This is a genomic window from Burkholderia pyrrocinia (genome assembly GCF_003330765.1).
GTDB classification, from domain to species: domain Bacteria; phylum Pseudomonadota; class Gammaproteobacteria; order Burkholderiales; family Burkholderiaceae; genus Burkholderia; species Burkholderia pyrrocinia_B.
In genome coordinates this window covers 3,203,168-3,226,508 of sequence record NZ_CP024902.1, presented here as the reverse complement: position 1 = coordinate 3,226,508, position 23,341 = coordinate 3,203,168, and the positions used below count along the sequence as shown (strand labels likewise).

Genomic DNA, 23,341 nt, shown 5'->3' with positions numbered 1-23,341 from the left:
GCTTGCGATGCGTCGCAAGCCGTTTTTCTTTGGCGGAGCGATTGCGCGATGCGTGCCCCCGCATCGCGCATGGCTTACCGCTCGACCATCCAGCCGTTCACGGGTTCGTCAGCGTAAAGGTCGGCTTCCGGTAGCCGATGCCGGCCCGGTCGAGCTTCGGCAATTCGCGTTGCGTGAGCAGCGTCGCGAAACCGGCCCAGTCGCGCTGCAGCGCGGCCGTGTCGACGTGATGCGTGTCGCCGCGCTTGTAGCGCACGCCAGCCGCGTACGGCAGCTCCCAGTCGGCCCGGTGCCACGCGCGCTCGGCGAGCGCGAGCAGCCGCGGATAGGCCATGTATTCGAGGAAGGTGTCGTTGCGCATCACCTCGCCCCACGCCTGCCCCTGGATGCCTTCGATGCGCGGCGCGGGGCCCGTGCCCGTTACCTCGAACGGGTTGCCGTCACGGTCGCCCATCACTTCGGCGTTCTGCGGCAGGTTCTCGGGCGCGAACGAGAACACCTTGTACTCGTCGGTTGCCTGCGAGCCCCAGTAGTAGCCGCGCTCGCGCGGGTTGAGCGTGTACGGGAAGTCGAAGTACAGGTAGTCGGGCAGCGCCAGCACCGTCAGGTAGCCCTTGCCGCTCAGGTCGCGCGCGCTGTCCGACGCGCCCCAGAAGATCGTGTCCCACAGCGACACCATCACGTGGCGCGTGCTGAAGTCCTGCGGCCCGTTCGCATGCTTGATGCCGTCCTGCCATGCGGCCATCGTGTCGATTCCGTTCGCGTTGACCGCTGCGCTCACCTGTTTCGCGAAACGCGTCGGCAGCTCGTCGATCGACTTGATCTCGCCGCGCTGGAGCAGCGCCGTGCACGCGGGCGAACGCGCCCACGGCTTGTCCTGCGCGGCGAGATCGATGCGGCCCTTGTTCGGGTCGGTGCCGTTCAGCGGCTGGAAGCCCGCGCCGAGCAGGATGTTCTTCGCCTCGTCGCCGCCGTAGTGCCAGATGTGCAGCGGCGCCTGCGCGTCCGCATGCATCGCCGCGATCTCGCGGATCACCTTCGACGCGAAATTGAGCGCGCCCGGCACGCACGGGTTCAGGTCGCTGCGCCGGTCGTAGAACTGCACCGTCAGCAGGTTCGATGTGTCCTGCGGATCGAGCAGCCGGTACGCGTTCGCTTCCTGTTCGCGGCCGGCCGCATGGAGCCGGCGGTAGCGCGCCTCCATCGTCACGACGGCCGCGCGTGCGTGCGCGGGCATGTCGATCTCGGGGATGATCTCGACGAAATGCGCGGCCGCGTAGCGCACCAGCGCCACATAGTCGTCGCGCGTCAGGTAGCCGCCGCCCGAGCGGTTGTCGGGGCCGGAGCCGAGCTGCGGCAGCAGGCAGCGCGTCTCGCTCGGGTCGTGGCAGCGGCGTCCTCCGATCGCGGTCAGCTCGGGCAGGCCGGGAATCTCGATGCGCCAGCCCTCGTCGTCGGACAGATGCAGGTGCAGGCGGTTGAGCTTGTACGCGCTCATCTGGTCGATCAGGCGGCGCAGCGTCGCCGGGTGCTTGAAGTTGCGCGCGAGATCGACGTGCATCCCGCGATGCGTGAAGCGCGGCGCATCCTCGACCAGCATCGCCGGGATCGGGCCGCCGCCGGCCGGCGCGAGCGAGAAGAGCGTCTGCACGCCGTAATAGAGGCCCGCGCGATCATAGCCTTCGATGAGCACGCCGCGCGGCCCGATCGCGAGCCGGTAGCCGCCCGGCGTCGCGATGTCGGCCGGCAGCCGGCGCGGCGCGACGGCGCCGCGGACCGGCACGCGCGCGCCGTCGAGCCCGAGTGTCGTCGCGCGCTCGCGCAGCGCCGCGACCTGCGTGTCCGGCAGGTCCGCCAGCGCGAGTTCGACACCGCGCAGGTCGAGCGTGCCGGGCAGCGGCTGTTCGCGCTTCACGCTCGGCAGCGCGCGGCTCGCGTCGGGCCGTGCGGCCACGGGCGGCGCATTGCCGGTCGAGTTGTTCTGCGCGTCGGCCGGCAGCGATTCGACGTAGCGAAGCTCGTCGTCGGTGTCGTTGTAGCGGAGCACGGCCGGCGGCGCGCCGTCGACGACGACATACGGGCGCGGAATCACGTCGCTGTAGCGCCGCAGCCAGTATTCGGCGACGAACGGCAGTTCGATGCGCTCGCCGGGCGCAAGCCGCACCGAGCCCGGCTGCGGCGTCAGTTCGTACAGGTCGCCCGTGAGCTGCCGCAGCGCGAAGCCCGGGCGGTCGATCCGCAGCAGGCGGCGGATGCTGTGCAGGTAGAGCTTCCAGCCGCCGTCGGCGATCACCTGGTGGCCGCGGTTCTGCAGGATCAGGCGGCCTGTCGCGCAGGCCGCGCCATCGGCGCCGAGATCGGCGCACGGCACGCCGGCTGCGGCCGCGTGGTTGTTGTCGACGGCGACGCGCAATGCGAGGCCGTTCGACAGCAGCGCCGCGAGATTGGCCGGTTGCGCGGCCGATGGTACGGTGCCGGTGGTCGCGGCAGCGGCGGTCGATGCCGGCTGCGCGCCGATCGCGGCCGGCGACAGCGCCGCGATCAGCAGGGAGGCAAAGAGGGATGGCAAGGCGTGTTTCATTCGAACTCCTGAAAAAAAGGGAGGCGTAGCGGCGTCGTGGGGTGACGTCGCTGCGATCGGGGCTTTCAACGGAGCTGCAGGAGATACCCGCGCACGGGGCGATGCGGCCGCACCGCGCGCATTCGGCACGCGGGGCGTGCGTTACGGATCGGGAGGCGGGCACGCGTGCCGATCGGATCGGCGTGGTGGCGTACGCGTGCTCATCGGCGGCGCGCGGCAACCGCCGCGACGAGGCGGTCGTAGCCGATTGCGTTCGGCCGGCCTCGCGCGATGGCGACGTCGGGCGCCGCCGCACGGCAACCGGCCGCCGCCGCACACGGACAGCGATACGGCGCGCAGGCGCGCGCCACATACGGGATTCGCATGTCTCCCCCACCCAGATGGATTCGGCCTGTCAGCGGCCGTGTCCAAAGATCTTATGAAACCTTTTATTGGTATTCAAGTGGTATCAATCTGGCGCTAAATTGGCATCGGCGCGCCGGGCCTGTCCGGCCGGCCGGGGCGAAAAAAAACCTCGCGCGAAGCGAGGTTCTTTCCGGACGGCGGCGGCGTGATCGGCCGCGCGCGTCAGTCGTGGCGCACGCGCGCTTCCTGCGTCTTCTGCCGCGCTTCGAGCCACATCACATTGACGATGCCGAACGACAGCGCGACGCCGATACCGAGAATCCAGCTGAAATACCACATGATCCGACTCCTTGCGAAACGGTGGACGGGGGCGCCTGCGCGCCCCGGCCCGGTTCAATACATCGAGTGCTTGTTCTCTTCGAGCGACTGGCGCGTGACCTTGCCGCGCATCACGCGATACACCCAGCTCGTGTAGATCAGGATGATCGGCAGGAACACGATCACCGCGAACAGCATCACCTGCAGCGTCTTCTGGCTCGATGTCGAATCCCACACGGTCAGGCTGCTGCGAGGGTCGAGCGACGACGGCATGATGAACGGGAACATCGAGAAGCCCGCGGTCAGGATCACGCCGACGATCATCAGGCCCGTGCAGAAGAACGCCGTCTTCTCCTGCTTCGAGCCGGCGAGCAGCAGTGCGAGCAGGCCGCCCGCGATCCCGAGGACGGGCGCCGCGATCGTCCACGGATATTCGCTGTAGTTCGCGAGCCACAGGCCCGAGCCGGCGGCGACGTCCTTGAGCAGCGGGTTCGCGACCGTGTCGGTCGCCGCGGCGCTCGTGATGTGGAAGCCGCCGATAGTCGACGCGATCAGCACGCCGGCCAGCACGAACAGCGCGACCGCGAGGAACGCCGACACGCGCAGCGCGATCGATGCACGGCGTGCGATCACGCCGTCGGTCTTCATCTTGATGAACGCGGCGCCGTGCGCGACGAGCATCGTGAGGCTGACGAGCCCGCACAGCAGCGCGAACGGGTTCAGCAGCGCCCAGAAGCTGCCGTAGTAGGTCACGCGCAGGTCGCTGTCGAACTTGAACGGCACGCCTTGCAGCAGGTTGCCGAACGCGACGCCGAACACGAGCGCTGGCACGAAGCCGCCGACGAACAGGCCCCAGTCCCAGCCCGCGCGCCAGCGCGGGTCAGGCCGCTTGCTGCGGTAGTCGAAGCCCACCGGCCGGAAGAACAGCGCGAACAGCACGAGCAGCATCGCGAAGTAGAAGCCCGAGAACGACGCCGCGTAGACGAGCGGCCAGGCGGCGAACATCGCGCCGCCGGCCGTGATCAGCCACACCTGGTTGCCTTCCCATGTCGCGCCGACGGTATTGACGATGATGCGGCGCTCGTCGTCGGTCTTGCCGAGGAACGGCAGCAGCGCGGTCGCGCCCATGTCGAAGCCGTCGGTGACGGCGAAGCCGATCAGCAGCACGCCGACGAGCAGCCACCAGATCAGCTTGAGAGTTGCATAGTCCATAGCGATTCCTTGTTCCGTTTCGGGTGCGTGCTCAGGCCGGGGCGCTCTCGCTGGCGGCCGCGAGTTCGTGGTGATAGCGGCCGGTATGCAGCGACGACGGGCCGAGGCGCGCGTACTTGAACATCAGCTTGATCTCGATGACGAACAGCACGGTATAGAACAGGATGAAGCCCGCGAGACTCAGGTACAGGTCGGTCGGCGTCAGGCTCGACGCGGACAGGTGCGTCGGCAGCACGCCCGCGATCGTCCACGGCTGGCGGCCGAGCTCGGCGACGATCCAGCCGAATTCGATCGCGATCCACGGCAGCGGGATCGCCCACACCGCGTAGCGCAGGAACCAGCGGCGATTGTCCTGCAGCAGTTCGCGGCGCGCGCAGAACCAGAACGCGGCAATGAACGTCGCAACGAACAGGAGGCCGAGGAACACCATGATCCGGAACGAGAAGAACACGGGCGCGACCGGCGGGATCGTCTTCTTCGCGGCGGCCTTGATCTGCTCGGGCGTCGCATCGACCACGTTCGGCGTGAACTGCTTGAGCATCAGCCCGTAGCCGAGATACTGCTTGTGCTGGTCGAACAGTTCGCGCGTCGCGGCGCTCGTGTCGCCTTCCTTGATCTTCTGCAGCGCGCCGTACGCGACCATCCCGCTCTGGATGTGCTCCTCGCTGTGCTTGGCGAGATCGCGCAGGCCGATCACCGGTTCGTCGATCGAGCGCGTCGCGATCAGGCCGAGCGCATACGGGATCTTGATCGCGTAGTCGGTGCGCTGTTCTTCCTGGTTCGGAATGCCGATCAGCGTGAACGACGCGGGCGCCGGCTGCGTTTCCCATTCGGATTCGATCGCGGCGAGCTTCATCTTCTGCACTTCGCCGGTCGTATAGCCCGATTCGTCGCCGAGCACGATCACGCAGAGCGTCGCCGCGAGGCCGAAGCCGGCCGCGACCGCGAACGAACGCAGCGCGAAGTCGACGTCGCGCTTCTTCAGCAGGTACCACGACGACACGCCGAGCACGAACATCGCGGCCGACACGTAGCCGGCCGACACCGTGTGCACGAACTTCACCTGGGCGACCGGGTTGAACAGCACGTCGAACAGGCTCGTCATCTCCATGCGCATCGTCTGGTAGTTGAACTCGGCGCCGACCGGGTTGTTCATCCAGCCGTTCGCGACGAGGATCCACAGCGCGGACAGGTTCGAGCCGAGCGCGACGAGGAACGTGACCATCAGGTGCTTGACCTTCGACAGGCGGTTCCAGCCGAAGAAGAACAGGCCGACGAACGTCGATTCGAGGAAGAACGCCATCAGGCCTTCGACCGCGAGCGGCACGCCGAAGATGTCGCCGACATAGTGCGAGTAGTACGACCAGTTGGTGCCGAACTGGAATTCGAGCGTGATGCCGGTCGTCACGCCCATCGCGAAGTTGATCCCGAACAGCTTGCCCCAGAACTGGGTCATGTCCTTGTAGACCTGCTTGCCGGTCATCACGTAGACGGCTTCCATGATGACGAGCAGCCAGGACAGGCCGAGCGTCAATGGAACGAACAGGAAGTGGTAGAGCGCCGTGATGCCGAACTGCAGACGTGACAGATCGACGACTTCACTACTTATCATGGTGGTCTCCCTCGGTAGATGCAGGCGCCGGCACCGAGAGCAGCTTCTCGGCGACGGCGGCAGGCGGCAGCGACATGTGCTCGGCCTGCGGATGATTAAAGAATGCGTATTTGAGCGACATCAGGAGGATCAGCTTGACGATCAGCACCAGGGTGATGTCGCGGGCGAGGGTCGGTCCGCGTGCCCACGCGGCGATGCGCGCGCGCCAGCCGATCGTGCCGGCTGGCCGCGGGGGAGGCGGCGGCGCAGGCTCTTTATTGATCGAGATCAAGGCGATTATCCTGAATCGATTTAGGTCGGTTTTGGGGCGACTTTACGTCGGATTTATGACGGCCGTTAAGCTGTTTTAATCCTTTTGCGGCTGACATGCGAATTTTAAAAGGACGGCTTTCCGATGCCGAGTGCTGCGCTGCGGCAGACCGTCGCGAAACGCGGGCCAAAACTTGAGGCAGATCAAGGTTATGCGGAAGGGGACCGCAAACCGCGTAATACCTGATGAATCGGGTCGATTAATCGGCGCAGAAACGAACGAAGAAGCGGGTGAAAAGCAGGCGAAAAGGACAGACGAAAAAAAACCGCTGCCGGTGGGCAGCGGTTTTCGATGAGGCGCTCTAAATCGTCAGGATTTATGCGTATTCGGCGAGGGCGGTGCGCATTTTTTTCATTGCGCTCGCCTCGATCTGGCGGATGCGTTCCGCCGACACGCCGAACTCGGCGGCGAGATCGTGCAGCGTCGAGCCGCCCGAGCCGTCGTCGTCGACGTGCAGCCAGCGCGCCTCGATGATGCGGCGGCTGCGCGCGTCGAGCGCGTCGAGCGCCTGCGCGATGCCGTCCGTCTGCAGCGTGTCGCGCTGACGCGCGGCGAGCACGGCGGTCGGCTCGTTGTGCGAGTCGGCCAGGTAGGCGATCGGCGCGTACGACTCCTCGCCGTCTTCCACCTGCCCTTCGAGCGCGATGTCGCCGCCCGACAGGCGCGTTTCCATCTCGCTTACGTCTTCGCGCTTGACGTTGAGCTCTTGCGCGAGGCCGTCGATTTCCTCGGGCGTCATCGCCTGCATGGTCTTCTTGTGGCTGCGCAGGTTGAAGAACAGCTTGCGCTGCGCCTTCGTCGTCGCGACCTTCACCATGCGCCAGTTGCGCAGGATGTACTCGTGAATCTCGGCCTTGATCCAGTGGATCGCGTACGACACGAGACGCACGTTCTGGGCCGGATCGAAGCGCTTCACGGCTTTCATCAGGCCGATGTTGCCTTCCTGGATCAGGTCGCCATGCGGCAGGCCGTAGCCGAGATAGTTGCGCGCGATCGACACGACGAGCCGCAGGTGCGACAGCACGAGGCGGCGTGCCGAGTCGAGGTTGTTGTCTTCGCGGAATTCGGTTGCGTACTGGCGTTCCTCTTCGGCCGTCAGCAGCGGAATGCGATTGACGGCCTGGATATACGCGTCGATGTTGCCAAGCTGGCCCGGCAACATCGATTGAGCTGCGAGCGCCAGCGAGCCTGCCGATTCGGCCTTGGCCGGCGTCGGGCTCAGGATGTTCGGGAGGGTCAGGGCGTTGCTCACTAAAAAACTCCTTTGGAATCAGGGACAAGCCCCCGGTCTCGGATGAGATTTCGTGGGCAATCTTAGCACTCCCGCAAACTGAGTGCTAATTCCTTAGAGCGGGCGTGGGCATCGGAGTTCCCGGGTTTTCTATCGAACTTCTCGAGTCGATAGTCTAATCTGCGACCAAGGCGGCGAAGCGAAGTTCCGTAAACCGTTGTTTCTGATGGGAATCAGTAGACGATTTCGATTTTTGTCGATTTGGAAGCAAGCCATTTCGCTTCGCGATGCCGATCAGAAAAGTCCTTTACCATACCATTCAGTTCGCTCGGGCCCGGCTGTCGCGGCAGGCCCCATTCAACCCACAAAGTTGGAGTGTCAGATGAACGATAAGAAGAATCGCCGGCCCCGCAGCCGGCTTGCGCTGCATGCGATGCTGGCGGCGTCTCTTCTGGGCGGATCGGGTGCGGCATTCGCGGATCGATGGGGGATCCAGGCGGGCGGCGGATTTTCGGATCGTCACGGGATCGACAAGGCCGATCTCGGCGTGGTGTGGGATCCGGGCTGGAACTGGTGGGAAATCGGCGGCTGGCACTTCGCGTTCGTGATGGAAGGCCACGTCGGCTACTGGCACACGGGCGGCAATGTTCACGGCAGTCTCGGCGAGATCGGCGCGACGCCGATGTTTCGCTTCATCAAGAGCGCGGGCCAGGTGCGCCCGTTCATCGAGGCCGGCGCAGGCATCCGGTTCCTGACTTCCCCGACGATCTCCGACCATCTTTCGCTGGGGACGTCGTTCCAGTTCGCGGATGTCGTCGGCGTTGGCGCACAGTTCGGAGAACGGCAACAGTATCAGGTCGGTTACCGTTTTCAACATGTGTCTAACGCGGGTATCAAAGAGCCGAATCCTGGTATAAATTTCCACCAGTTCTACGTGCAGTACAACTTCTGATCCGCACGCCGGCGCACGGCGTGTGCGTTGCCGAGGAGTCAGGCGATGGCGAAGGTGATCGATGCGATCCGCGCGCTCGAGCGCGATCGGTTCCGGGCGATGGTGGACGGGGACGGCGAGGCGCTCGACGCGTTGCTGTCGGGCAACGTGTTCTTCGTGCACACCAACGGCAAACGTGAAACCAAGCAGCAGTTCATCGACGCCATCGTCGCCGGCCGCCGCCGCTATCGCCAGATCGAAATCCAGTCGCAGGACGTGCTGCCCGTCGGCGACGAAACCTGCGTCGTCACCGGGCGCGCGTTGATCGAGATGGAAGCGAACAACGGCGGTCTGGTCTTCCCGATTGCCTATACGTCAGTCCACACCCGGGAGCAGGGCCGCTGGTGCCTGCTCGCATGGCAGGCGACGCGGTGCGCGACCGAGACATGAGCGCGCGTGGCGCTCCTTTTCATGTCCCGACCGAAGCGGCCTTCCGGGCCGCTTTTTGCTGCCTCGTGCGGCGCGGATCGCGCGGCGCACGGGCGGTCACGCCCCGCTCGCTGACGTTTGAACCCTGAATCCAGGCCTGGGAGTCAGGCCGCCGCGCGTCGGTCCGTGCAGTGCCACGCCGAGCGGTTGATCGCGCTGACGACCGCGTCGAGCGCGGCGCCGGCCGCATCGGCGTGCAGGCCGACACCATGTCGCAGCGGCGCATCGCCGACCCGGCAGCCGACCGATACCGCGATCCGGCCGTCCGTCGTGCGCGCGTGTTCGCACGACGCGACGTCGATCGCGGTGCCGGCCGCCGCCGCGAATGCCGCGGCCAAACGCCGCACGGCGTCCTCGGGCGCCGCGTCGGCCGCGTCGGCCGCGGGCGCCGCCGCGATCTCGCGATTCTGCCAGCGCGCGCCGCTGCCATGGCGCGCAGCCGGGCCGTCGGTCTCGAAGAATTCGCGGGCGAACAGCGCACAGATCGCGTCGCCCGTCACTTCCTCGCCGGACGCGTCGGCGAGCGTCTGCACCGCGTGGCTGAATTCGATCTGCACGCGGCGCGTCGGCGTGAAGCCCATCCCGCGTTCGAGCAGGAACGTCGCGCCGCCCTTGCCGGACTGGCTGTTCACGCGGATCACCGCGTCATAGCTGCGGCCGAGGTCGGCCGGGTCGATCGGCAGGTACGGCACCTCCCAGATCGCGTCGGGGCGCTGCTGCGCGAAGCCCTTGCGGATCGCGTCCTGGTGCGAGCCCGAAAACGCGGTGAACACGAGGTCGCCCGCGTAAGGATGGCGCGGATGCACGGGAATCTGGTTGCAGCGTTCGACGACGCGGCGCACCGCGTCGATGTCGGAGAAATCGAGGCCCGGGTCGATGCCCTGCGTGTAGAGGTTCAGCGCGAGCGTGACGAGATCGACGTTGCCCGTGCGCTCGCCGTTGCCGAACAGGCAGCCCTCGATGCGGTCGGCGCCCGCGAGCAGCGCGAGTTCGGCCGCCGCGACCGCGGTGCCGCGATCGTTGTGCGGATGCACGGACAGCACGATGCTGTCGCGATACGCGAGGTTGCGGTCCATCCATTCGATCTGGTCGGCGAACACGTTCGGGCTCGCGGCTTCGACGGTGGCCGGCAGGTTGACGATCATCTTGTGGTCGCGGGTCGGCCGCCAGGTCTGCGCGACCGCGTCGCAGATCTCGCGCGCGAAAGTCAGCTCGGTCATGCTGAAGGTTTCCGGCGAGTACTGGAAGGTCCAGTGCGTGTCGGGGCGCGCGGCGGCGTGCTCCTTGACGATGCGCGTGCCGTCGACCGCGAGCGCCTTCACGTCGTTCTTCGACATCCCGAACACGATGCGGCGGAACGACGGGCAGACCGCGTTGTACAGGTGCACGATCGCGCGCGGCACGCCGTCGAGCGCGTCGAACGTGCGTGTGATCAGGTCTTCGCGCGACTGCACGAGCACCTCGATCGTCACGTCGTCGGGGATGCGCTTGTCGTCGATCAGCTTGCGGACGAAATCGAAGTCGGTTTGCGACGCCGACGGAAAACCGACTTCGATCTCCTTGAAACCGATCGCGACCAGCATCTCGAAGAACTCGAGCTTCTGCTCGATGCTCATCGGCTCGATCAGCGACTGGTTGCCGTCGCGCAGGTCGGTGCTCATCCAGACGGGCGCGCGCTCGATGGTGCGGGTCGGCCAGCGGCGGCCGTTGATGCGGACGGGCTCGAACGGACGGTACTTGTCTTGCGGATTGCGCTTCATCTTCTGGACCTCGGGTCTCAAGTCGTGAGCGAAGACGGGCGGCATGGGCGACGGTTGGCGCTGCCTCGCACCGTGGCGCGCGATCGCGCTGCGGATGCGGATGATCTTCGCGAATCGACCGACGGATAGACGGACGAATGCTGACGACTTCGGGTTGTAAAAACTGCGAGAGGGGTACTGCGAGGAACTGCTGGGAGGGACCGTGCGGACAGCACACGGCGCTACGACAGCCTTAGGCTAGTCGTAGCGATAGCGGCCGCGCTAGGCGGCCGGAGGTAATTCGGAGGGTGTTCGGAAAGGAACGCATGACGGCAACTCTATGCCAGGATGCGGGCGCGTGTCAAATGGTCGTGGCGCGGGGGCGGGCCGCCGCTGCGCCGTCAGCGCGCGATGCGGGCGATCTGCACGATCGTTCCGACCTGCCGCGCGACCGTGTCGGGCACCGGCACCTCGCCGCGCAACACGGCGTCCGTCCACGCAGCCGTGGTCGCCGCATCGCGCGATTCGGGCAGTGTGACGGGCGGCGTATCGGTCGATGAGCGTTCGGCCTCGATCAGCGTGTCGCACACGCCGTCGTGCAGCCAGTCGACCTGCACCTGGCGCCGCGTGTCGGCGACGGCCTCGCCTTCGGTGCCGCGCGCGAGCAGCGCGCCGCCAGGCGCGGCGTCCGGATGGTCGCGGAACAACTGCGCGAGGCTGTCCCGGTACGGCGGATGCGTGTAGTTGACGAGCCGCAGGCCGGCCGGCGCGAACGGCTGCAGGATCTTCACGAGCGTGTGCGTCGAGTTGCGCACGCCGAGCACGCTGCGCATCGACAGCAGATGCGCGATGCGCGGCGCCAGCGCTTCGATCGGCGCGAACGCGACGCGGCGCTCGGCGAGCGTGTCCTCGATCGCATCGTGCGACGTCGACGGCGCGAGCGACAGCGCCGAGAAGATCTCCGCGCTCGTCACGCGGCCCGGATCGCGCTCTACGCCGTGCACGAGCACCGGCACGCCTTCGCGAGCGAGCAGCAGCGCGAGCAGCGGCACGAGGTTCGGTTGCTTGCGCGCGCCGTTGTAGCTCGGGATCGACACGGGACGGAATGCGGCGTCCTGCACGTGCACGGGCTCGAACGACGCCTGCGCGGCGGCAAGCATCGCGGCCAGTTCGTCGGCGGTTTCGCCCTTCAGCCGATAGGCGATCAGGATCGCGCCGAGTTCGACGTCCGACACGCGCGCGTCGAGCATCGCGCGATAGAGTTCGAACGTGTCCTCGGCGGACAGCGCGCGCGCGCCGTGCGGGCCACGGCCGATTTCCTTGATGAAGCGGGCGCAAGGGAACGGAACGGCTGCGGGATCGTGGGAAGCGGTCATCGGGGCGTGGGGCGGGCGGCCGGCATCGGGTCGCGCGGTGAGCGGTGAGGAATGCCCCGAGTATCGCACGGGCGCGGCCGGTGCAAGCGCTGCCGCACATCGCGCCGCGCTACACTCTGATTCACGGCGGTGCGCGCCGGCTGCACCGCGCCGGTGCCGTTGCCGGCCGAATACGATCACGAGAGACACCCATGAAGCTCTACAGCTATTTCCGCAGTTCCGCGTCGTACCGCGTGCGGATCGCCCTGAACCTGAAGCAGTTGCCGTTCGACTATGTCCCCGTGCACATGCTGCGCAACGGCGGCGAGCAACTGAAAGACGAATACCGCGCGCTGAATCCGGATGCGGTCGTGCCGACGCTGACCGACGGCGATGCGACCCTGCAGCAGTCGCTCGCGATCATCGAATATCTCGAGGAAACCCATCCCGAGCCCGCGCTGCTGCCGAAGCAGCCGGTCGATCGCGCGTATGTGCGCGCGGTCGCGCTGCAGATCGCGTGCGAAATCCATCCGCTCAACAACCTGCGCGTGCTGAAGTACCTGAAGCACACGCTGCAGGTGCCCGAGGAGGCGAAGAACGCGTGGTACCGGCACTGGATCGAGGCGGGCTTCGAATCGCTCGAGACGCGTCTCGCGAGCGATCCGCGCACCGGCAAGCTGTGCTTCGGCGACACGCCGACGCTCGCCGACGTGTGCCTCGTGCCGCAGGTGTTCAACGCGAACCGCTTCTCGATCGACACGACGCGCTATCCGACGATCCAGCGGATCGTCGACCACGCAGCGACGCTCGACGCCTTCAAGGCGGCCGAGCCCGGCGCGCAGCCCGACGCCGAGTGAGTGCGGCGCGCCCGGCCGGGCGCGCATGAAAAAGGGCGCCCGAAGGCGCCCTGTGCGATGCGTGCCGGCGGCGTTCAGCCGAGCAGTGCGTCCGCGAATTCCTCGGCGCTGAACGGCTGCAGGTCCTCGACCTTCTCGCCGACGCCGATGAAGTAGACGGGCACCGGGCGTTGCCGCGCGATCGCGGCGAGAATCCCGCCCTTCGCGGTGCCGTCGAGCTTCGTGACGATGAGGCCCGTGAGGCCGAGCGAGTCGTCGAATGCCTTCACCTGCGTGAGCGCGTTCTGGCCGGTGTTCGCGTCGATCACCAGCAGCACTTCGTGCGGCGCGCCGTCGTGCGCCTTCGAGATCACGCGCTTTACCTTCCTCAGCTCTTCCATCAGGTGGAGCTGCGTCGGCAGGCGGCCGGCCGTGTCGGCCATCATCACGTCGATCTTGCGCGCGCGCGCGGCGCTGACCGCGTCGAAGATCACCGCGGCCGGATCGCCGCTTTCCTGCTGCACGACCGTCACGTTGTTGCGCTCGCCCCAGATCGCCAGCTGTTCGCGCGCGGCTGCGCGGAACGTATCGCCCGCGGCCAGCAGCACCGACTGGTCGAAGCTTTGCAGATGCTTCGCGAGCTTGCCGATGCTGGTCGTCTTGCCCGCGCCGTTCACGCCGGTGATCATCATCACGAGCGGCTGCGCGCGGCCGAGCATCAGCGATTTCTCGAGCGGCTTCAGCAGTTCGACGAGCAGGTCGTGCAGCGCATCCTTCACCTGCTGCGGGTCGGTCAGCCGGCCCGTGCGCACTTTTTCGCGCAGCGCGCCGAGCAGGTACTCGGTCGCGTCGACGCCCGCGTCGGACATCAGCAGCGCGGTTTCGAGCTCCTCGTACAGATCCTCGTCGATCTTCGTGTTGACGAATACGCCGGTGATGCTCGAGCCCGTCTTGGAGAGCCCCGTTTTCAGGCGCGCGAGCCACGATTTCTTCGCGGATGCGTCCTGCATCGGCGGCGGGACGATTTCGACCGTCTCGACGACTTCGTCGCGGCCGTCGTTGGTGGGCGTGACCGTCATCACGACGGTCGGCGCGGCCGGTTGTGCGGGGGCCTGCGGTACTTCGACCGCGGGCGGTGCCTCGACCGCGGGCGCATCGGACAACGCGTCCGGCTGCGACGCGTCGGCCGATTGCGATTCCGCCGGATCGGGCTCCTGCGTTTTCTTGAATCGTTTGAAGAAGCTGAACATGGTCTGACGTCGGGAAGAGGGCGGGCCGCCGCCCAGGGGCGGGGCGCCGGAGGGGCCGTTCTGCATTCGCGCGGGCGCGGCGCATGGCGGCCGAAACCGTGCATTTTATCAGTGCGGCGTGGCGCTCGCGTCAGTGTGCGCCGCCGCTGTGGTAACGTGCGCCTGTTTGGCGGTGCGCCCCTGCGCGCGCCCGGTCCCTCCGTTGTCGATATTCCGTATGTCCCGTTCCTCTTCCGGCCGCCCGGCGGCCACTCCCGGCCGCGGCAAGCCGCACACGATCCGCATCATCGGCGGCGACTGGAAACGCACGCCGCTCGCGGTGCTCGATCTCGACGGCCTGCGGCCGACGCCCGATCGCGTGCGCGAGACGCTGTTCAACTGGCTCGGCCAGGATCTCGAACGCCGGCGCTGCCTCGACCTGTTCGCGGGCACCGGCGCGCTGGGCTTCGAAGCCGCGTCGCGCGGCGCGGCGAGCGTCGTGATGGTCGAGCGCCATCCGCGCGCTGCGCAGCAACTGCGCGCGATCAAGGACAAGCTTGGCGCTCGCTCGGTCGAGGTCGCGGAGGCCGACGCGCTGCGGCTCGCAGCCGGGCTCTCGCCGGGCGCGTTCGACGTCGTGTTTCTCGATCCGCCGTTCGGCGATACGGCCGTGCTCGAGCGCGCGATCGCGCTGGCGGCGCCGCTCGTCGCGGCAGGCGGCGCGCTGTACGTCGAGACGGGGGCGGAACTCGACCCGGCCGCGCACGACGCGCTCGCGGGCTGGCAGGTCGTGAAGCACGGCAAGGCCGGTGCGGTTCACTATCATTTGCTGCGGCGCGAAAATGATGAATAATGCGCGTTCCATACGAGGCGGCGCGCCGCAAAGGCGACGCATGCCCATCTCGGCAGTGGCGTGCGCGTGGCACGGCTGCCATCCCGTTTGCGTGATGACAGGAGGAGCGACATGGTAGTCGCCGTGTATCCCGGTACGTTCGATCCGCTGACGCGCGGGCACGAAGACCTCGTGCGGCGTGCGTCGAGCATTTTTGATACGCTGGTGGTCGGGGTCGCCGACAGTCGCGCGAAAAAGCCGTTCTTCTCGCTCGAAGAACGTCTGACGATTGCGAACGAGGTGCTTGGCCATTATCCGAACGTGAAGGTGATGAGTTTCACGGGCCTTCTGAAGGACTTTGTCCGCACCAACAACGCGCGCGTGATCGTGCGCGGCCTGCGCGCCGTGTCCGATTTCGAATATGAGTTCCAGATGGCGGGGATGAACCGCTATTTGTTGCCCGACGTCGAGACGATGTTCATGACGCCGTCCGACCAGTACCAGTTCATCTCGGGGACGATCGTGCGCGAAATCGCACAGTTGGGCGGCGATGTCAGCAAGTTCGTGTTTCCGTCAGTCGAGAAGTGGTTGACCGAGAAAGTCGCCGCGATGGGAGGCCCTGCCGCGTGACGCGGCGCTGGCCGGTTTCGTTGCGAAGCCGGCCGCCGGCCTGAAGAAGTGAGATCAGTATGGCTTTGATGATTACCGACGAGTGCATCAATTGCGACGTGTGCGAGCCCGAGTGCCCGAACGGCGCGATTTCGATGGGCCCGGACATCTACGTGATCGACCCGAACAAGTGCACCGAGTGCGTCGGCCATTTCGACGAACCGCAGTGCCAGCAGGTGTGTCCGGTCGAATGCATCCCGCGCGATCCGCAGCATGACGAATCGCACGAGCAATTGATGGAGAAGTATCACGCGTTGATCGCCGTGAAGGGCGACGACGCGTCGTGACATGTCGTGACGCACGCGCCAGCCAGGCGGCGCGCGCATCACGATTCCCGAGCGGCGCCGCCCGGCGCCGGTTCCGGTTCAGCCAAGCAGCTCGCGCAGCGCCGTGACGAGCGCATCGCATTCGGCGTCGGTGCCGACGGTGATGCGCAGGTGCTGGTCGATCCGCGGCAGCCGGAAGTGCCGCACGAAAATTTCCCGTTCCTTCAGCTTTGCCGCAATCGCGCCCGCATCGTGCGCCGGATGGCGCGCGAACACGAAATTCGCGGCCGACGGCACGACGTCGAAGCCGAGCGCGTCGAGCGCGTGCGTGAGCCGCGTCCGGCTGTCGATCACGCGCCGGCAGGTCGCGCCGAAATAGTCGGTGTCCTCGTACGCGGCCTGCGCGGCGACCTGCGCGAGCCGGTCGAGCGGATAGGAGTTGAAGCTGTCCTTCACGCGGTTCAGCGCGTCGATCAGCGCCGCATCGCCGAACGCGAAGCCGACGCGCATGCCGGCGAGCGAGCGCGCCTTCGACGTCGTGTGCACGACGAGCAGGTTCGGATGGCGGTCGATCAGCGTAATCGCGGACTGGGCACCGAAATCGACGTATGCCTCGTCGATCACGACGACCGACGACGGATTCGCGGCCGCAATCTGCTCGACGTCGGCGAGCGGCAGCGCGCGCCCGGTCGGCGCATTCGGGTTCGGAAACAGCACGCCGCCGGCGTCGTCGAGATAGTCGTCGACGCGGATCGAGAAGTCGTCCGCGAGCGGCACGACCGTGGTCTCCACGCCGTACAGGCGCGCATAGGTCGGATAGAAGCTGTACGTGATGTCGGGAAAGCGCAGCGGCCGGTCGTGCTTGAGCAGCGCCTGGAACGCGTGCGCGAGCACCTCGTCGGAGCCGTTGCCGGCGAATACCTGCTCGGGCCTGATGCGGTGATGGGCCGCGACCGTCTCGCGCAGGGCGCGCGCGACCGGGTCGGGATAGCGGCGCAGCGTGTCGCCGGTCTCGCCGAGTTCGCGTGCGATCGCCGCGACGACGCGCGGTGACGGCGGATAGGGATTCTCGTTGGTGTTCAGCTTGACGGGGTGCGCGAGCGCGGGCTGCTCGCCCGGCACGTAAGGCACGAGTTGCTGAACGACATCGCTCCAGTAACGGCTCACCGCTTGGCTCCTGTCGGGCAAAACGACCAGATTACCGCATGTGCGCGTTACCGTGGGAAGGGCGGTGCCGCCCGGCGAGGCCGGACGGTCCGTTGCACCGTGCCGGTGCGATGCGCGGTCAGTTGCGATGCAATTGCATCGTCGCGCGGTCGAGTTCGCCCTTGACGACCATCGGCATCACGGCGAGCGCGCGTTCGATCGACGCGTCGATCACCTCCTGTTCCTCGCGACGCGGCGGCTTCAGCACGAAGTTCGCGACATCGGGCTTCGCGCCGGCGCGCGCGCTTTCCGGAATCAGGTCGCGCGGATGGCCGATGCCGATCCGCAGCCGCCAGTAGTGCTGCGACGACAGGTGCGCGGAGATGTCCTTGAGGCCGTTGTGGCCGCCACTGCCGCCGCCGAGCTTCAGCTTCACGGTGCCGGGCGGCAGGTCGAGCTCGTCGTGCGCGACGAGGATCTGGTCAGGCAGGATCTTGAAGAATTGCGCGAGCGCGACGACCGACTGGCCGGAGCGGTTCATGTAGGTCTGCGGTTCGAGCAGGTGGACTTCCTCGCCGTGCAGGCGCGCTTTCGCGTAGAAGCCGTGGAAGCGGCGCTCGTCGCGCAGCGTCGCGCCTGCTTCGCGGGCGAGCTGGTCGATCAGCCAGAAGCCGGCATTGTGGCGCGTCGCGGTGTATTCCGCCCCGGGATTGCCGAGGCCGACGATCAGTTTGATCATGACGTTTCGAAGGCGGCGCGGGCCGCCTGGGCGCAGAAAAAGAAAAACCCGCCGGGCAAGCCGCGGCGGGTTGCGTCGACCGTTTCGTGAAACGGATCGATTGGGCGCGTGGGCAGCCGCTTAGGCAGCCGGCGTTTCGCCTTCTGCAGCGTCCGACACGGCGCCAGCCGGGATCGTTGCTGACGCGACGACCGGGTTTTCCACGTCGATGTGCGCGATCAGCGCAACGCCCTTCGGCAGTGCGATGTCCTTCACGTGGATCGACTGACCGGCTTCGAGCTTCGACAGATCGACTTCGAGGAATTCCGGCAGGTCGGCCGGCAGGCACTCGACTTCGACTTCGGTCGCGACGTGCGAAACGATCGCGCTCGACAGCTTCACGGCCGGGCTGACTTCAGCGTTCAGGAAGTGCAGCGGCACCTTCGTGTGCAGCTTCTTCTTCGCGTCAACGCGCTGGAAGTCCACGTGCAGCACCAGTTGCTTGAACGGGTGGTATTGCACGTCGCGCAGCAGAACCTGTTGCGTCTGGCCGGCCACTTCGAGCTCGAGGATCGACGAGTGGAAGGCTTCCTTCTTCAGGGCGTGCCACAGGGCGTTGTGATCGAGTTCGACCTTTTGCGGGGCAGCTTCGCCACCGTAGACGATACCCGTGGTCTTACCCGAATTGCGCAGGCGGCGGCTCGCACCCGTACCTTGCTGTTGGCGCTCGAAAGCGACGACTTTCATGTGATTCTCCAATGGCTGCCCGCGACCAGGCAGTAAAACGGGGCCGTCAAACGGCGGCCCCCGATGAAACGGCCGGGGTTTCGTCTATCCCGTCCGATTGTGCAAAAAGCGAAGCGTTGCCGCTTCGCTTTCTGCGAATACTTTGTCGTGTCGATTCGCGATCAGGATTCCGCGAACAGCGACATCACCGAGTCGCCGCGACGGATCCGCGAGAACGTCTCGGCCAGCAGGCTCGCGCTCGTCAGCGAGCGGACCTTCGAGCATGCCAGCGATTCGGCCGACAGCGGGATCGTATCGGTGACGACCAGCTCGTCGAGCGCCGATGCGGCGATGCGATCTGCGGCGCCGCCCGACAGCACGGGGTGCGTCGCATAGGCGAACACCTGCTTCGCACCGCGGTCCTTCAGCACTTGCGCGGCCTTGCAGAGCGTGCCGGCCGTATCGACCATGTCGTCCATGATCACGCAGGTGCGGCCTTCGACTTCACCGATGATGTTCATCACTTCGGCGATGTTCGCCTTCGGACGACGCTTGTCGATGATCGCGAGATCGCAGTTGAGCTGCTTCGCAAGTGCCCGGGCACGCACCACGCCGCCGACGTCCGGCGACACGACGAGCAGATCCGAGTAGTTCTGCTTGCGCAGGTCGCCCAGCAGGATCGGCGTTGCGTAGATGTTGTCGACCGGGATGTCGAAGAAGCCCTGAATCTGGTCGGCGTGCAGATCCATCGTGATGATCCGCTCGACGCCGGCGATTTCCAGCATGTTCGCGACGACCTTCGCCGAGATCGCGACCCGCGCCGAACGCGGGCGGCGGTCCTGGCGGGCGTAGCCGAAGTAGGGGATGGCAGCAGTGATCCGGCCGGCGGATGCGCGCTTGAGCGCATCGACCATGATCATCAGTTCCATCAGGTTGTCGTTCGTCGGCGCGCACGTGGATTGCAGGACGAAGACGTCCTTGCCACGCACGTTTTCCTGGATCTCGACCTGGATCTCGCCGTCGGAGAAACGGCTGACCATCGCTTTGCCGAGGGGGATTCCAAGAATGTTGACGACTTCCTGGGCGAGCGCGGGATTCGCGTTGCCAGTAAAAACCATCAGGCCGTCATGGCTGCTCATCGTGCACCTGCTTCAGGCTTGGGCGGGAAATGCGGGAAAATATTTGGCAGGGGAGGAAGGACTCGAACCCTCGCATGCCGGAATCAAAATCCGGTGCCTTGACCAACTTGGCGACTCCCCTACACTTAACTGATAACTCCACCGGACTTGTGTAGGCCGTCCGGCAAAGTAAAACTTCATGACGCGAAAGCGAAGAGCGGATGCTCGTTCAGGCTCTCGGCAACTGCACCGTTCCAACCGGCGGGCAGCCTGGCTTTCGCCGCTTCTGCCTCGTGTTTGTTGCGGAACGCCGCAAACACGCTTGCTCCGGAGCCGGTCATCCTCGCGGGGGTCACATCATACAACCATTTGACCACCTGCGCAACTTCCGCGTACTTACTTGTCACAACTTGCTGCATATCGTTCCGGCCGAAGCTGTCTGGCCATCCCGCATCGCTGTTTTGCTGTGCAAGAAAGTCAGCAATTGTGACGGGCTTCGAATTTCTTGTCAACAACTCATCTGAAAATATTTCAGCGGTCGGGACATGAACGCGTGGCGTCACAACCAGGAACCAGCGAGTCGGCAATTCTACCTCAGCTAATTCCTCTCCGATACCCTCTGCGAACGCATTTTTTCCAAAAATAAAAAACGGAACGTCTGCGCCGAGTTTTACCGCGAGCGACTGGAGCGCCGCGCGCGGCAGGTCGAGTTGCCACAGGCGGTTCAGCGCGAGCAGCGTCGTCGCCGCGTCGGAGCTGCCGCCGCCGAGGCCGGCCCCCATCGGCAGACACTTGTCGATCTCGATGTCGACGCCGGACGCGGTGCCGGTGTGTGCTTTCAGCAGGTTGGCCGCGCGCACGACGAGATCGCTTTCCTCGGGCACGCCGGGCACGTCGGTGACGCGCGCGACGCGGCCGTCGTCGCGCAGCGTGAAGTGCAGCGTGTCGCCCCAGTTCAGCAGCTGGAATACGCTCTGCAGATCGTGATAGCCGTTCGGGCGGCGGCCGGTGATGTGCAGGAACAGGTTGAGTTTCGCGGGCGCAAGGCAGTTGCGCAGCGAGCGAGTCGAATCGGTCATGCGTATGTCGGAGCTAGGCGCACGTGTTCACTGATCGAGCACGAGCTTGATGTCGAGCGGCGGCGTCGCGCGCACGAGGTTGACGCGTTTGACGCCCGTGGCCGGGGCATCAGCGTAGGCGAGGTAGTCGATCGTCCAGCCGTCCTGGCGGATCTGCTTGACGCGCGTGCCGTCGGCCGGATCGCGCACCGTCTCCGCGTGCGTCGCGGGCGCGGGCGTCGGCAGCAGCCAGTAGCGCAGGCCCGCGAGCGGCAGTTCGAAGCCGAGCGTTTTCTGCATCAGGTCGCCGACGTCCGTCGCATATTGCGTCGGACGGTTCGGCAACTCGAGCGACGCCGCGCGCGGCGTCGATTTCACGACCGCGAGCGTCTGGCCGAGCGGGCTGCGCAGTTCGAGCGACACGTCGTTGCCGTGCTCCTGCCAGTCGAAGTTGCCGTACACGTTCTGCTGCTTGCCGAGACGATCGTCGTACTGCACCGCGAAGCGGCCATGGTAAGCGTGCGTCGCGGCGGTCTGCAGCGGCGCGCCTGTCGGCGCGCTGACCGACGGCGGCGTGCTCGCGCAGCCGGCGAGCGCGAGCGCCGCGCCGGCCGTGGCCAGCGTGCGCTGCGCGCGGGAGGACAGGGAAAGCATCGGGAACATCTGCATCAGAGGCCGTTGACTTGGAGGCGTTTCAGCGTCTGCACGAGCGTGTCGTTGTCGGGCTCGAGCTTCTGCGCGGCACGCCACGCGGAACGCGCGTCGTCCTGCGCGCCGCTCTTCCACAGCACTTCGCCGAGATGCGCGCCGATCTCGGCGTTCGGCTGTAGTTCGTACGCGCGCCGCAGGACCGTCGCCGCGCCTGTCGTATCGCCCATCCGGTACTTCACCCAGCCGAGGCTGTCCATGATGTAGGCATCGTTCGGCGCGAGCGTCATCGCCTGGTCGATCAGCTTGCTGGCCTCGGGCAGGCGCTGGTTGCGGTCGGCGAGCGAATAGCCGAGTGCGTTGTACGCCTGCGGGTTGTCGGGCTGCGTGCGGATCAGCTCGCGCAGCTGCTTTTCCATCGTCGTGTAGTGGCCGGTCTTTTCGGCCGCCATCGCGTAGTCGTAGCGCAGGTCGGGATCGTCGGGGAAATCCTGGACCGCCTGCCCGAGCCGTGCCTCGGCTTCCGGATAGCGCTTCGCGGTGAACAGGATCGATGCGTCGGTGCGCGCGACCACGGCCGCGTCGCGCGGATCCGTGATGGGCAGGTCGTCGAGCACCTTGCGTGCCTCGTCGGTCTTGCCCTGTTTCTGCAGCAGCTGTGCACGCGTGATCTGCGCGGGGAGGTAGTGCTGGCTCGTCTGGTCGACCTTGTCGAGCCATTGCGACGCCTGCGCGTCGTTGTTCTGGTCGATCGCGATCTGCGCGAGGTAGATGTAGCCCTGGCCGACGTCGAGGTTCGGCTGTTTGTCGCCGAGCTGCACGTACTGCTTCAGGTAGGCGGTCGCTTCGTCGAGCTTCTTCTGCTGGATCCTGATCAGCGCGAGCGCCATCAGCGGCGTCGGATCCTTCGAGTCGAGCTTGCGCATCGTCTCGAACTGCTTCTGCGCATCGTCGAGGCGATCGTCGGCGAGATAGAGCTGCGACAGCGCCAGCCGCGCGTCGCGCGACTTCGGATTCTGCTGAACATACTTCTCGAACGACGCGATGCCCGCCGCGCGTTCCGCCGGCCCCATCTGCGACAGCATCAGGGCCGCCGGCAGGTAGTCGGGGCGGAGCTGCAGCGCCTGCTTCAGCGACTGCGCGGCGCCGGCCTTGTCGTCGACCGCGAGCTGTTGCCGCGCGATCGCGAGCTGTGCCTCGGGCCGGTTCATGTCGTTCTTCAGCATGTCCTTCAGCACCGCGAGGCCGCCGACGCGGTCGGAGCCGCGCACGAGCAGTGCCTGCAGCGCGAGGATTGCCGGGCCGCGCGTCTCGCCGGTCGCCCGGGCCAGCTCGCGCGCGAGCATCGGCTGCGCGTCGGCCGGCTTGCCGGCGAGCACCAGCAGCGCCGCGTCGACCTGCGACGCCCGGTTCGAATCCGGTGCGTACTGGCGCCACAGATTGGCGGCGGACAGCGCGTCGGCCGGGCTCTGCGCGCCGAGCGCGATCTCGGTCGCGCGCTGCGCCATGCGCGGATCGCGCGTGTCGCGGGCGAGCGCGAGGTAGGTCTGGTAGGCCGGCGCGGGCTGGTTGCGCTGGAGCGCGACCTCGGCGGCAAGCACTTGATAAACGACCTGGCTCGTCAGCGGGACGCCGGGGAGATTCCTCTGCTCGTCCGGCATCACATGCTCGAACGCGCCCTGCGACTCCGCGTCGTCCGATGCCGGATCCTGCGCGTGAGCCGGGAAGGCGGTGAGGGTCCAGGCGGCAAACAGCGCGGCGCCGAGTGCACGACGGACCGGGAAGGCGCGGACGCCGCGCACGGCGGCGGGGCGCTTCTGAAGCAGCTTCGAGGGCAGGGTCATGGAAATCCGTTCGATGTTTCAACCGATTGTAACGCGCTCGCTACAATACACGCACGATCGTGATAGGGTCTGTTTACATCTGGAACGCACATGCGAATGCCCGAAATCGCCCGTATGGCAAGAAGCGA

22 protein-coding genes and 1 tRNA gene are annotated in these 23,341 nt (G+C 66.4%); 6 read left to right on the top strand and 17 right to left on the bottom strand.

Features of this window, described 5'->3' with window-relative positions:
- Positions 1-97: 97 nt before the first annotated feature.
- The 6 genes from CUJ89_RS15655 to rpoH form a co-directional block, all read right to left on the bottom strand.
- On the bottom strand, positions 98-2,581 hold the full coding sequence (locus CUJ89_RS15655) for a family 20 glycosylhydrolase (RefSeq protein WP_114178112.1): 2,484 nt from the start codon (positions 2,579-2,581) through the stop codon (positions 98-100).
- Between the two features lie 567 nt (positions 2,582-3,148).
- Positions 3,149-3,265, bottom strand: coding sequence for a cytochrome bd-I oxidase subunit CydX (gene cydX / locus CUJ89_RS15645; protein ID WP_114178111.1), 117 nt, complete (start codon positions 3,263-3,265; stop codon positions 3,149-3,151).
- A 54-nt stretch (positions 3,266-3,319) separates the two neighbouring features.
- A complete protein-coding gene (cydB, locus tag CUJ89_RS15640; protein WP_114178110.1) occupies positions 3,320-4,456 on the bottom strand; it encodes a cytochrome d ubiquinol oxidase subunit II in 1,137 nt (378 codons plus the stop codon).
- A 31-nt stretch (positions 4,457-4,487) separates the two neighbouring features.
- Positions 4,488-6,068, bottom strand: a complete 1,581-nt coding sequence (locus CUJ89_RS15635; RefSeq protein ID WP_114178109.1) for a cytochrome ubiquinol oxidase subunit I — start codon at positions 6,066-6,068, stop codon at positions 4,488-4,490.
- A complete protein-coding gene (gene cydP, locus CUJ89_RS15630) occupies positions 6,058-6,345 on the bottom strand; it encodes a cytochrome oxidase putative small subunit CydP (protein WP_201752315.1) in 288 nt (95 codons plus the stop codon). The genes CUJ89_RS15635 and cydP overlap by 11 nt, the downstream gene beginning before the upstream one ends.
- 349 nt (positions 6,346-6,694) lie before the next feature.
- Positions 6,695-7,630 carry an RNA polymerase sigma factor RpoH gene (gene rpoH, locus CUJ89_RS15625; protein WP_114178107.1) on the bottom strand — a complete coding sequence of 312 codons (936 nt, stop codon included), beginning with the start codon at positions 7,628-7,630 and terminating at the stop codon, positions 6,695-6,697.
- Between the two features lie 361 nt (positions 7,631-7,991).
- On the opposite strand from rpoH, the gene CUJ89_RS15620 reads away from it, so the two are divergent.
- Positions 7,992-8,561, top strand: coding sequence for an acyloxyacyl hydrolase (locus CUJ89_RS15620; protein WP_114178106.1), 570 nt, complete (start codon positions 7,992-7,994; stop codon positions 8,559-8,561).
- Positions 8,562-8,606: 45 nt separating this feature from the next.
- Positions 8,607-8,990, top strand: coding sequence for a nuclear transport factor 2 family protein (locus CUJ89_RS15615; RefSeq protein WP_114178105.1), 384 nt, complete (start codon positions 8,607-8,609; stop codon positions 8,988-8,990).
- A gap of 143 nt (positions 8,991-9,133) precedes the next feature.
- Here CUJ89_RS15615 and leuA read toward each other — a convergent pair whose 3' ends face one another.
- On the bottom strand, positions 9,134-10,789 hold the full coding sequence (leuA, locus tag CUJ89_RS15610; RefSeq protein ID WP_114178104.1) for a 2-isopropylmalate synthase: 1,656 nt from the start codon (positions 10,787-10,789) through the stop codon (positions 9,134-9,136).
- Between the two features lie 380 nt (positions 10,790-11,169).
- On the bottom strand, positions 11,170-12,144 hold the full coding sequence (gene ybiB / locus CUJ89_RS15605; protein ID WP_114178103.1) for a DNA-binding protein YbiB: 975 nt from the start codon (positions 12,142-12,144) through the stop codon (positions 11,170-11,172).
- A 191-nt stretch (positions 12,145-12,335) separates the two neighbouring features.
- Here ybiB and maiA point away from each other — a divergent pair, with 191 nt between their 5' ends.
- Positions 12,336-12,980, top strand: coding sequence for a maleylacetoacetate isomerase (gene maiA, locus CUJ89_RS15600; protein WP_114178102.1), 645 nt, complete (start codon positions 12,336-12,338; stop codon positions 12,978-12,980).
- Between the two features lie 74 nt (positions 12,981-13,054).
- On the opposite strand, the gene ftsY is transcribed toward maiA, so the two are convergent.
- The gene (gene ftsY, locus CUJ89_RS15595) at positions 13,055-14,209 is read right to left on the bottom strand and encodes a signal recognition particle-docking protein FtsY (protein ID WP_114178101.1); all 1,155 of its coding nucleotides are present in this window, start codon (positions 14,207-14,209) and stop codon (positions 13,055-13,057) included.
- A 217-nt stretch (positions 14,210-14,426) separates the two neighbouring features.
- Between ftsY and rsmD the strand changes: the two genes are divergently transcribed.
- The 3 genes from rsmD to CUJ89_RS15580 all read left to right on the top strand — a co-directional run bounded on the left by rsmD (position 14,427) and on the right by CUJ89_RS15580 (position 15,976).
- Complete coding sequence (gene rsmD / locus CUJ89_RS15590) at positions 14,427-15,041, top strand: 16S rRNA (guanine(966)-N(2))-methyltransferase RsmD (protein WP_114178100.1); 615 nt, start codon at positions 14,427-14,429, stop codon at positions 15,039-15,041.
- A 111-nt stretch (positions 15,042-15,152) separates the two neighbouring features.
- The gene (coaD, locus tag CUJ89_RS15585) at positions 15,153-15,650 is read left to right on the top strand and encodes a pantetheine-phosphate adenylyltransferase (RefSeq protein ID WP_031403077.1); all 498 of its coding nucleotides are present in this window, start codon (positions 15,153-15,155) and stop codon (positions 15,648-15,650) included.
- Between the two features lie 59 nt (positions 15,651-15,709).
- Positions 15,710-15,976 (top strand): YfhL family 4Fe-4S dicluster ferredoxin, encoded by a 267-nt coding sequence (locus CUJ89_RS15580; RefSeq protein WP_114178099.1) that lies wholly within the window; start codon positions 15,710-15,712, stop codon positions 15,974-15,976.
- 78 nt (positions 15,977-16,054) lie between these two features.
- Here CUJ89_RS15580 and hisC read toward each other — a convergent pair whose 3' ends face one another.
- The 8 genes from hisC to CUJ89_RS15540 all read right to left on the bottom strand — a co-directional run bounded on the left by hisC (position 16,055) and on the right by CUJ89_RS15540 (position 23,213).
- Complete coding sequence (hisC, locus tag CUJ89_RS15575) at positions 16,055-17,122, bottom strand: histidinol-phosphate transaminase (protein WP_114178098.1); 1,068 nt, start codon at positions 17,120-17,122, stop codon at positions 16,055-16,057.
- Between the two features lie 118 nt (positions 17,123-17,240).
- Positions 17,241-17,840 (bottom strand): aminoacyl-tRNA hydrolase, encoded by a 600-nt coding sequence (gene pth, locus CUJ89_RS15570; RefSeq protein WP_114178097.1) that lies wholly within the window; start codon positions 17,838-17,840, stop codon positions 17,241-17,243.
- A gap of 120 nt (positions 17,841-17,960) precedes the next feature.
- Complete coding sequence (locus CUJ89_RS15565; protein ID WP_114178096.1) at positions 17,961-18,566, bottom strand: 50S ribosomal protein L25/general stress protein Ctc; 606 nt, start codon at positions 18,564-18,566, stop codon at positions 17,961-17,963.
- Between the two features lie 161 nt (positions 18,567-18,727).
- Entirely contained in the window at positions 18,728-19,684 is a 957-nt protein-coding gene (locus CUJ89_RS15560; RefSeq protein WP_048246975.1) for a ribose-phosphate pyrophosphokinase, read from the bottom strand.
- Between the two features lie 44 nt (positions 19,685-19,728).
- A tRNA-Gln gene (locus tag CUJ89_RS15555) sits at positions 19,729-19,805 on the bottom strand.
- 55 nt (positions 19,806-19,860) lie between these two features.
- The gene (ispE, locus tag CUJ89_RS15550; protein WP_114178095.1) at positions 19,861-20,742 is read right to left on the bottom strand and encodes a 4-(cytidine 5'-diphospho)-2-C-methyl-D-erythritol kinase; all 882 of its coding nucleotides are present in this window, start codon (positions 20,740-20,742) and stop codon (positions 19,861-19,863) included.
- A gap of 27 nt (positions 20,743-20,769) precedes the next feature.
- On the bottom strand, positions 20,770-21,390 hold the full coding sequence (gene lolB, locus CUJ89_RS15545; protein ID WP_114178094.1) for a lipoprotein insertase outer membrane protein LolB: 621 nt from the start codon (positions 21,388-21,390) through the stop codon (positions 20,770-20,772).
- A complete protein-coding gene (locus tag CUJ89_RS15540; RefSeq protein ID WP_114178093.1) occupies positions 21,390-23,213 on the bottom strand; it encodes a tetratricopeptide repeat protein in 1,824 nt (607 codons plus the stop codon). Before CUJ89_RS15540 ends, lolB begins: the two co-directional genes overlap by 1 nt.
- Between the last annotated feature and the right edge of the window lie 128 nt (positions 23,214-23,341).

Excerpts from the sequence above, each read along its gene's own strand:
- CUJ89_RS15655 (WP_114178112.1), bottom strand. The coding sequence starts at position 2,581 with ATGAAACACGCCTTGCCATCCCTCTTTGCCTCCCTGCTGATCGCGGCG.
- cydX (WP_114178111.1), bottom strand. The coding sequence starts at position 3,265 with ATGTGGTATTTCAGCTGGATTCTCGGTATCGGCGTCGCGCTGTCGTTC.
- cydB (WP_114178110.1), bottom strand. The coding sequence starts at position 4,456 with ATGGACTATGCAACTCTCAAGCTGATCTGGTGGCTGCTCGTCGGCGTG.
- CUJ89_RS15635 (WP_114178109.1), bottom strand. The coding sequence starts at position 6,068 with ATGATAAGTAGTGAAGTCGTCGATCTGTCACGTCTGCAGTTCGGCATC.
- CUJ89_RS15620 (WP_114178106.1), top strand. The coding sequence starts at position 7,992 with ATGAACGATAAGAAGAATCGCCGGCCCCGCAGCCGGCTTGCGCTGCAT.
- CUJ89_RS15615 (WP_114178105.1), top strand. The coding sequence starts at position 8,607 with ATGGCGAAGGTGATCGATGCGATCCGCGCGCTCGAGCGCGATCGGTTC.
- leuA (WP_114178104.1), bottom strand. The coding sequence starts at position 10,789 with ATGAAGCGCAATCCGCAAGACAAGTACCGTCCGTTCGAGCCCGTCCGC.
- ybiB (WP_114178103.1), bottom strand. The coding sequence starts at position 12,144 with ATGACCGCTTCCCACGATCCCGCAGCCGTTCCGTTCCCTTGCGCCCGC.
- maiA (WP_114178102.1), top strand. The coding sequence starts at position 12,336 with ATGAAGCTCTACAGCTATTTCCGCAGTTCCGCGTCGTACCGCGTGCGG.
- ftsY (WP_114178101.1), bottom strand. The coding sequence starts at position 14,209 with ATGTTCAGCTTCTTCAAACGATTCAAGAAAACGCAGGAGCCCGATCCG.
- rsmD (WP_114178100.1), top strand. The coding sequence starts at position 14,427 with ATGTCCCGTTCCTCTTCCGGCCGCCCGGCGGCCACTCCCGGCCGCGGC.
- coaD (WP_031403077.1), top strand. The coding sequence starts at position 15,153 with ATGGTAGTCGCCGTGTATCCCGGTACGTTCGATCCGCTGACGCGCGGG.
- CUJ89_RS15580 (WP_114178099.1), top strand. The coding sequence starts at position 15,710 with ATGGCTTTGATGATTACCGACGAGTGCATCAATTGCGACGTGTGCGAG.
- pth (WP_114178097.1), bottom strand. The coding sequence starts at position 17,840 with ATGATCAAACTGATCGTCGGCCTCGGCAATCCCGGGGCGGAATACACC.
- CUJ89_RS15565 (WP_114178096.1), bottom strand. The coding sequence starts at position 18,566 with ATGAAAGTCGTCGCTTTCGAGCGCCAACAGCAAGGTACGGGTGCGAGC.
- CUJ89_RS15560 (WP_048246975.1), bottom strand. The coding sequence starts at position 19,684 with ATGAGCAGCCATGACGGCCTGATGGTTTTTACTGGCAACGCGAATCCC.
- ispE (WP_114178095.1), bottom strand. The coding sequence starts at position 20,742 with ATGACCGATTCGACTCGCTCGCTGCGCAACTGCCTTGCGCCCGCGAAA.
- lolB (WP_114178094.1), bottom strand. The coding sequence starts at position 21,390 with ATGCAGATGTTCCCGATGCTTTCCCTGTCCTCCCGCGCGCAGCGCACG.
- CUJ89_RS15540 (WP_114178093.1), bottom strand. The coding sequence starts at position 23,213 with ATGACCCTGCCCTCGAAGCTGCTTCAGAAGCGCCCCGCCGCCGTGCGC.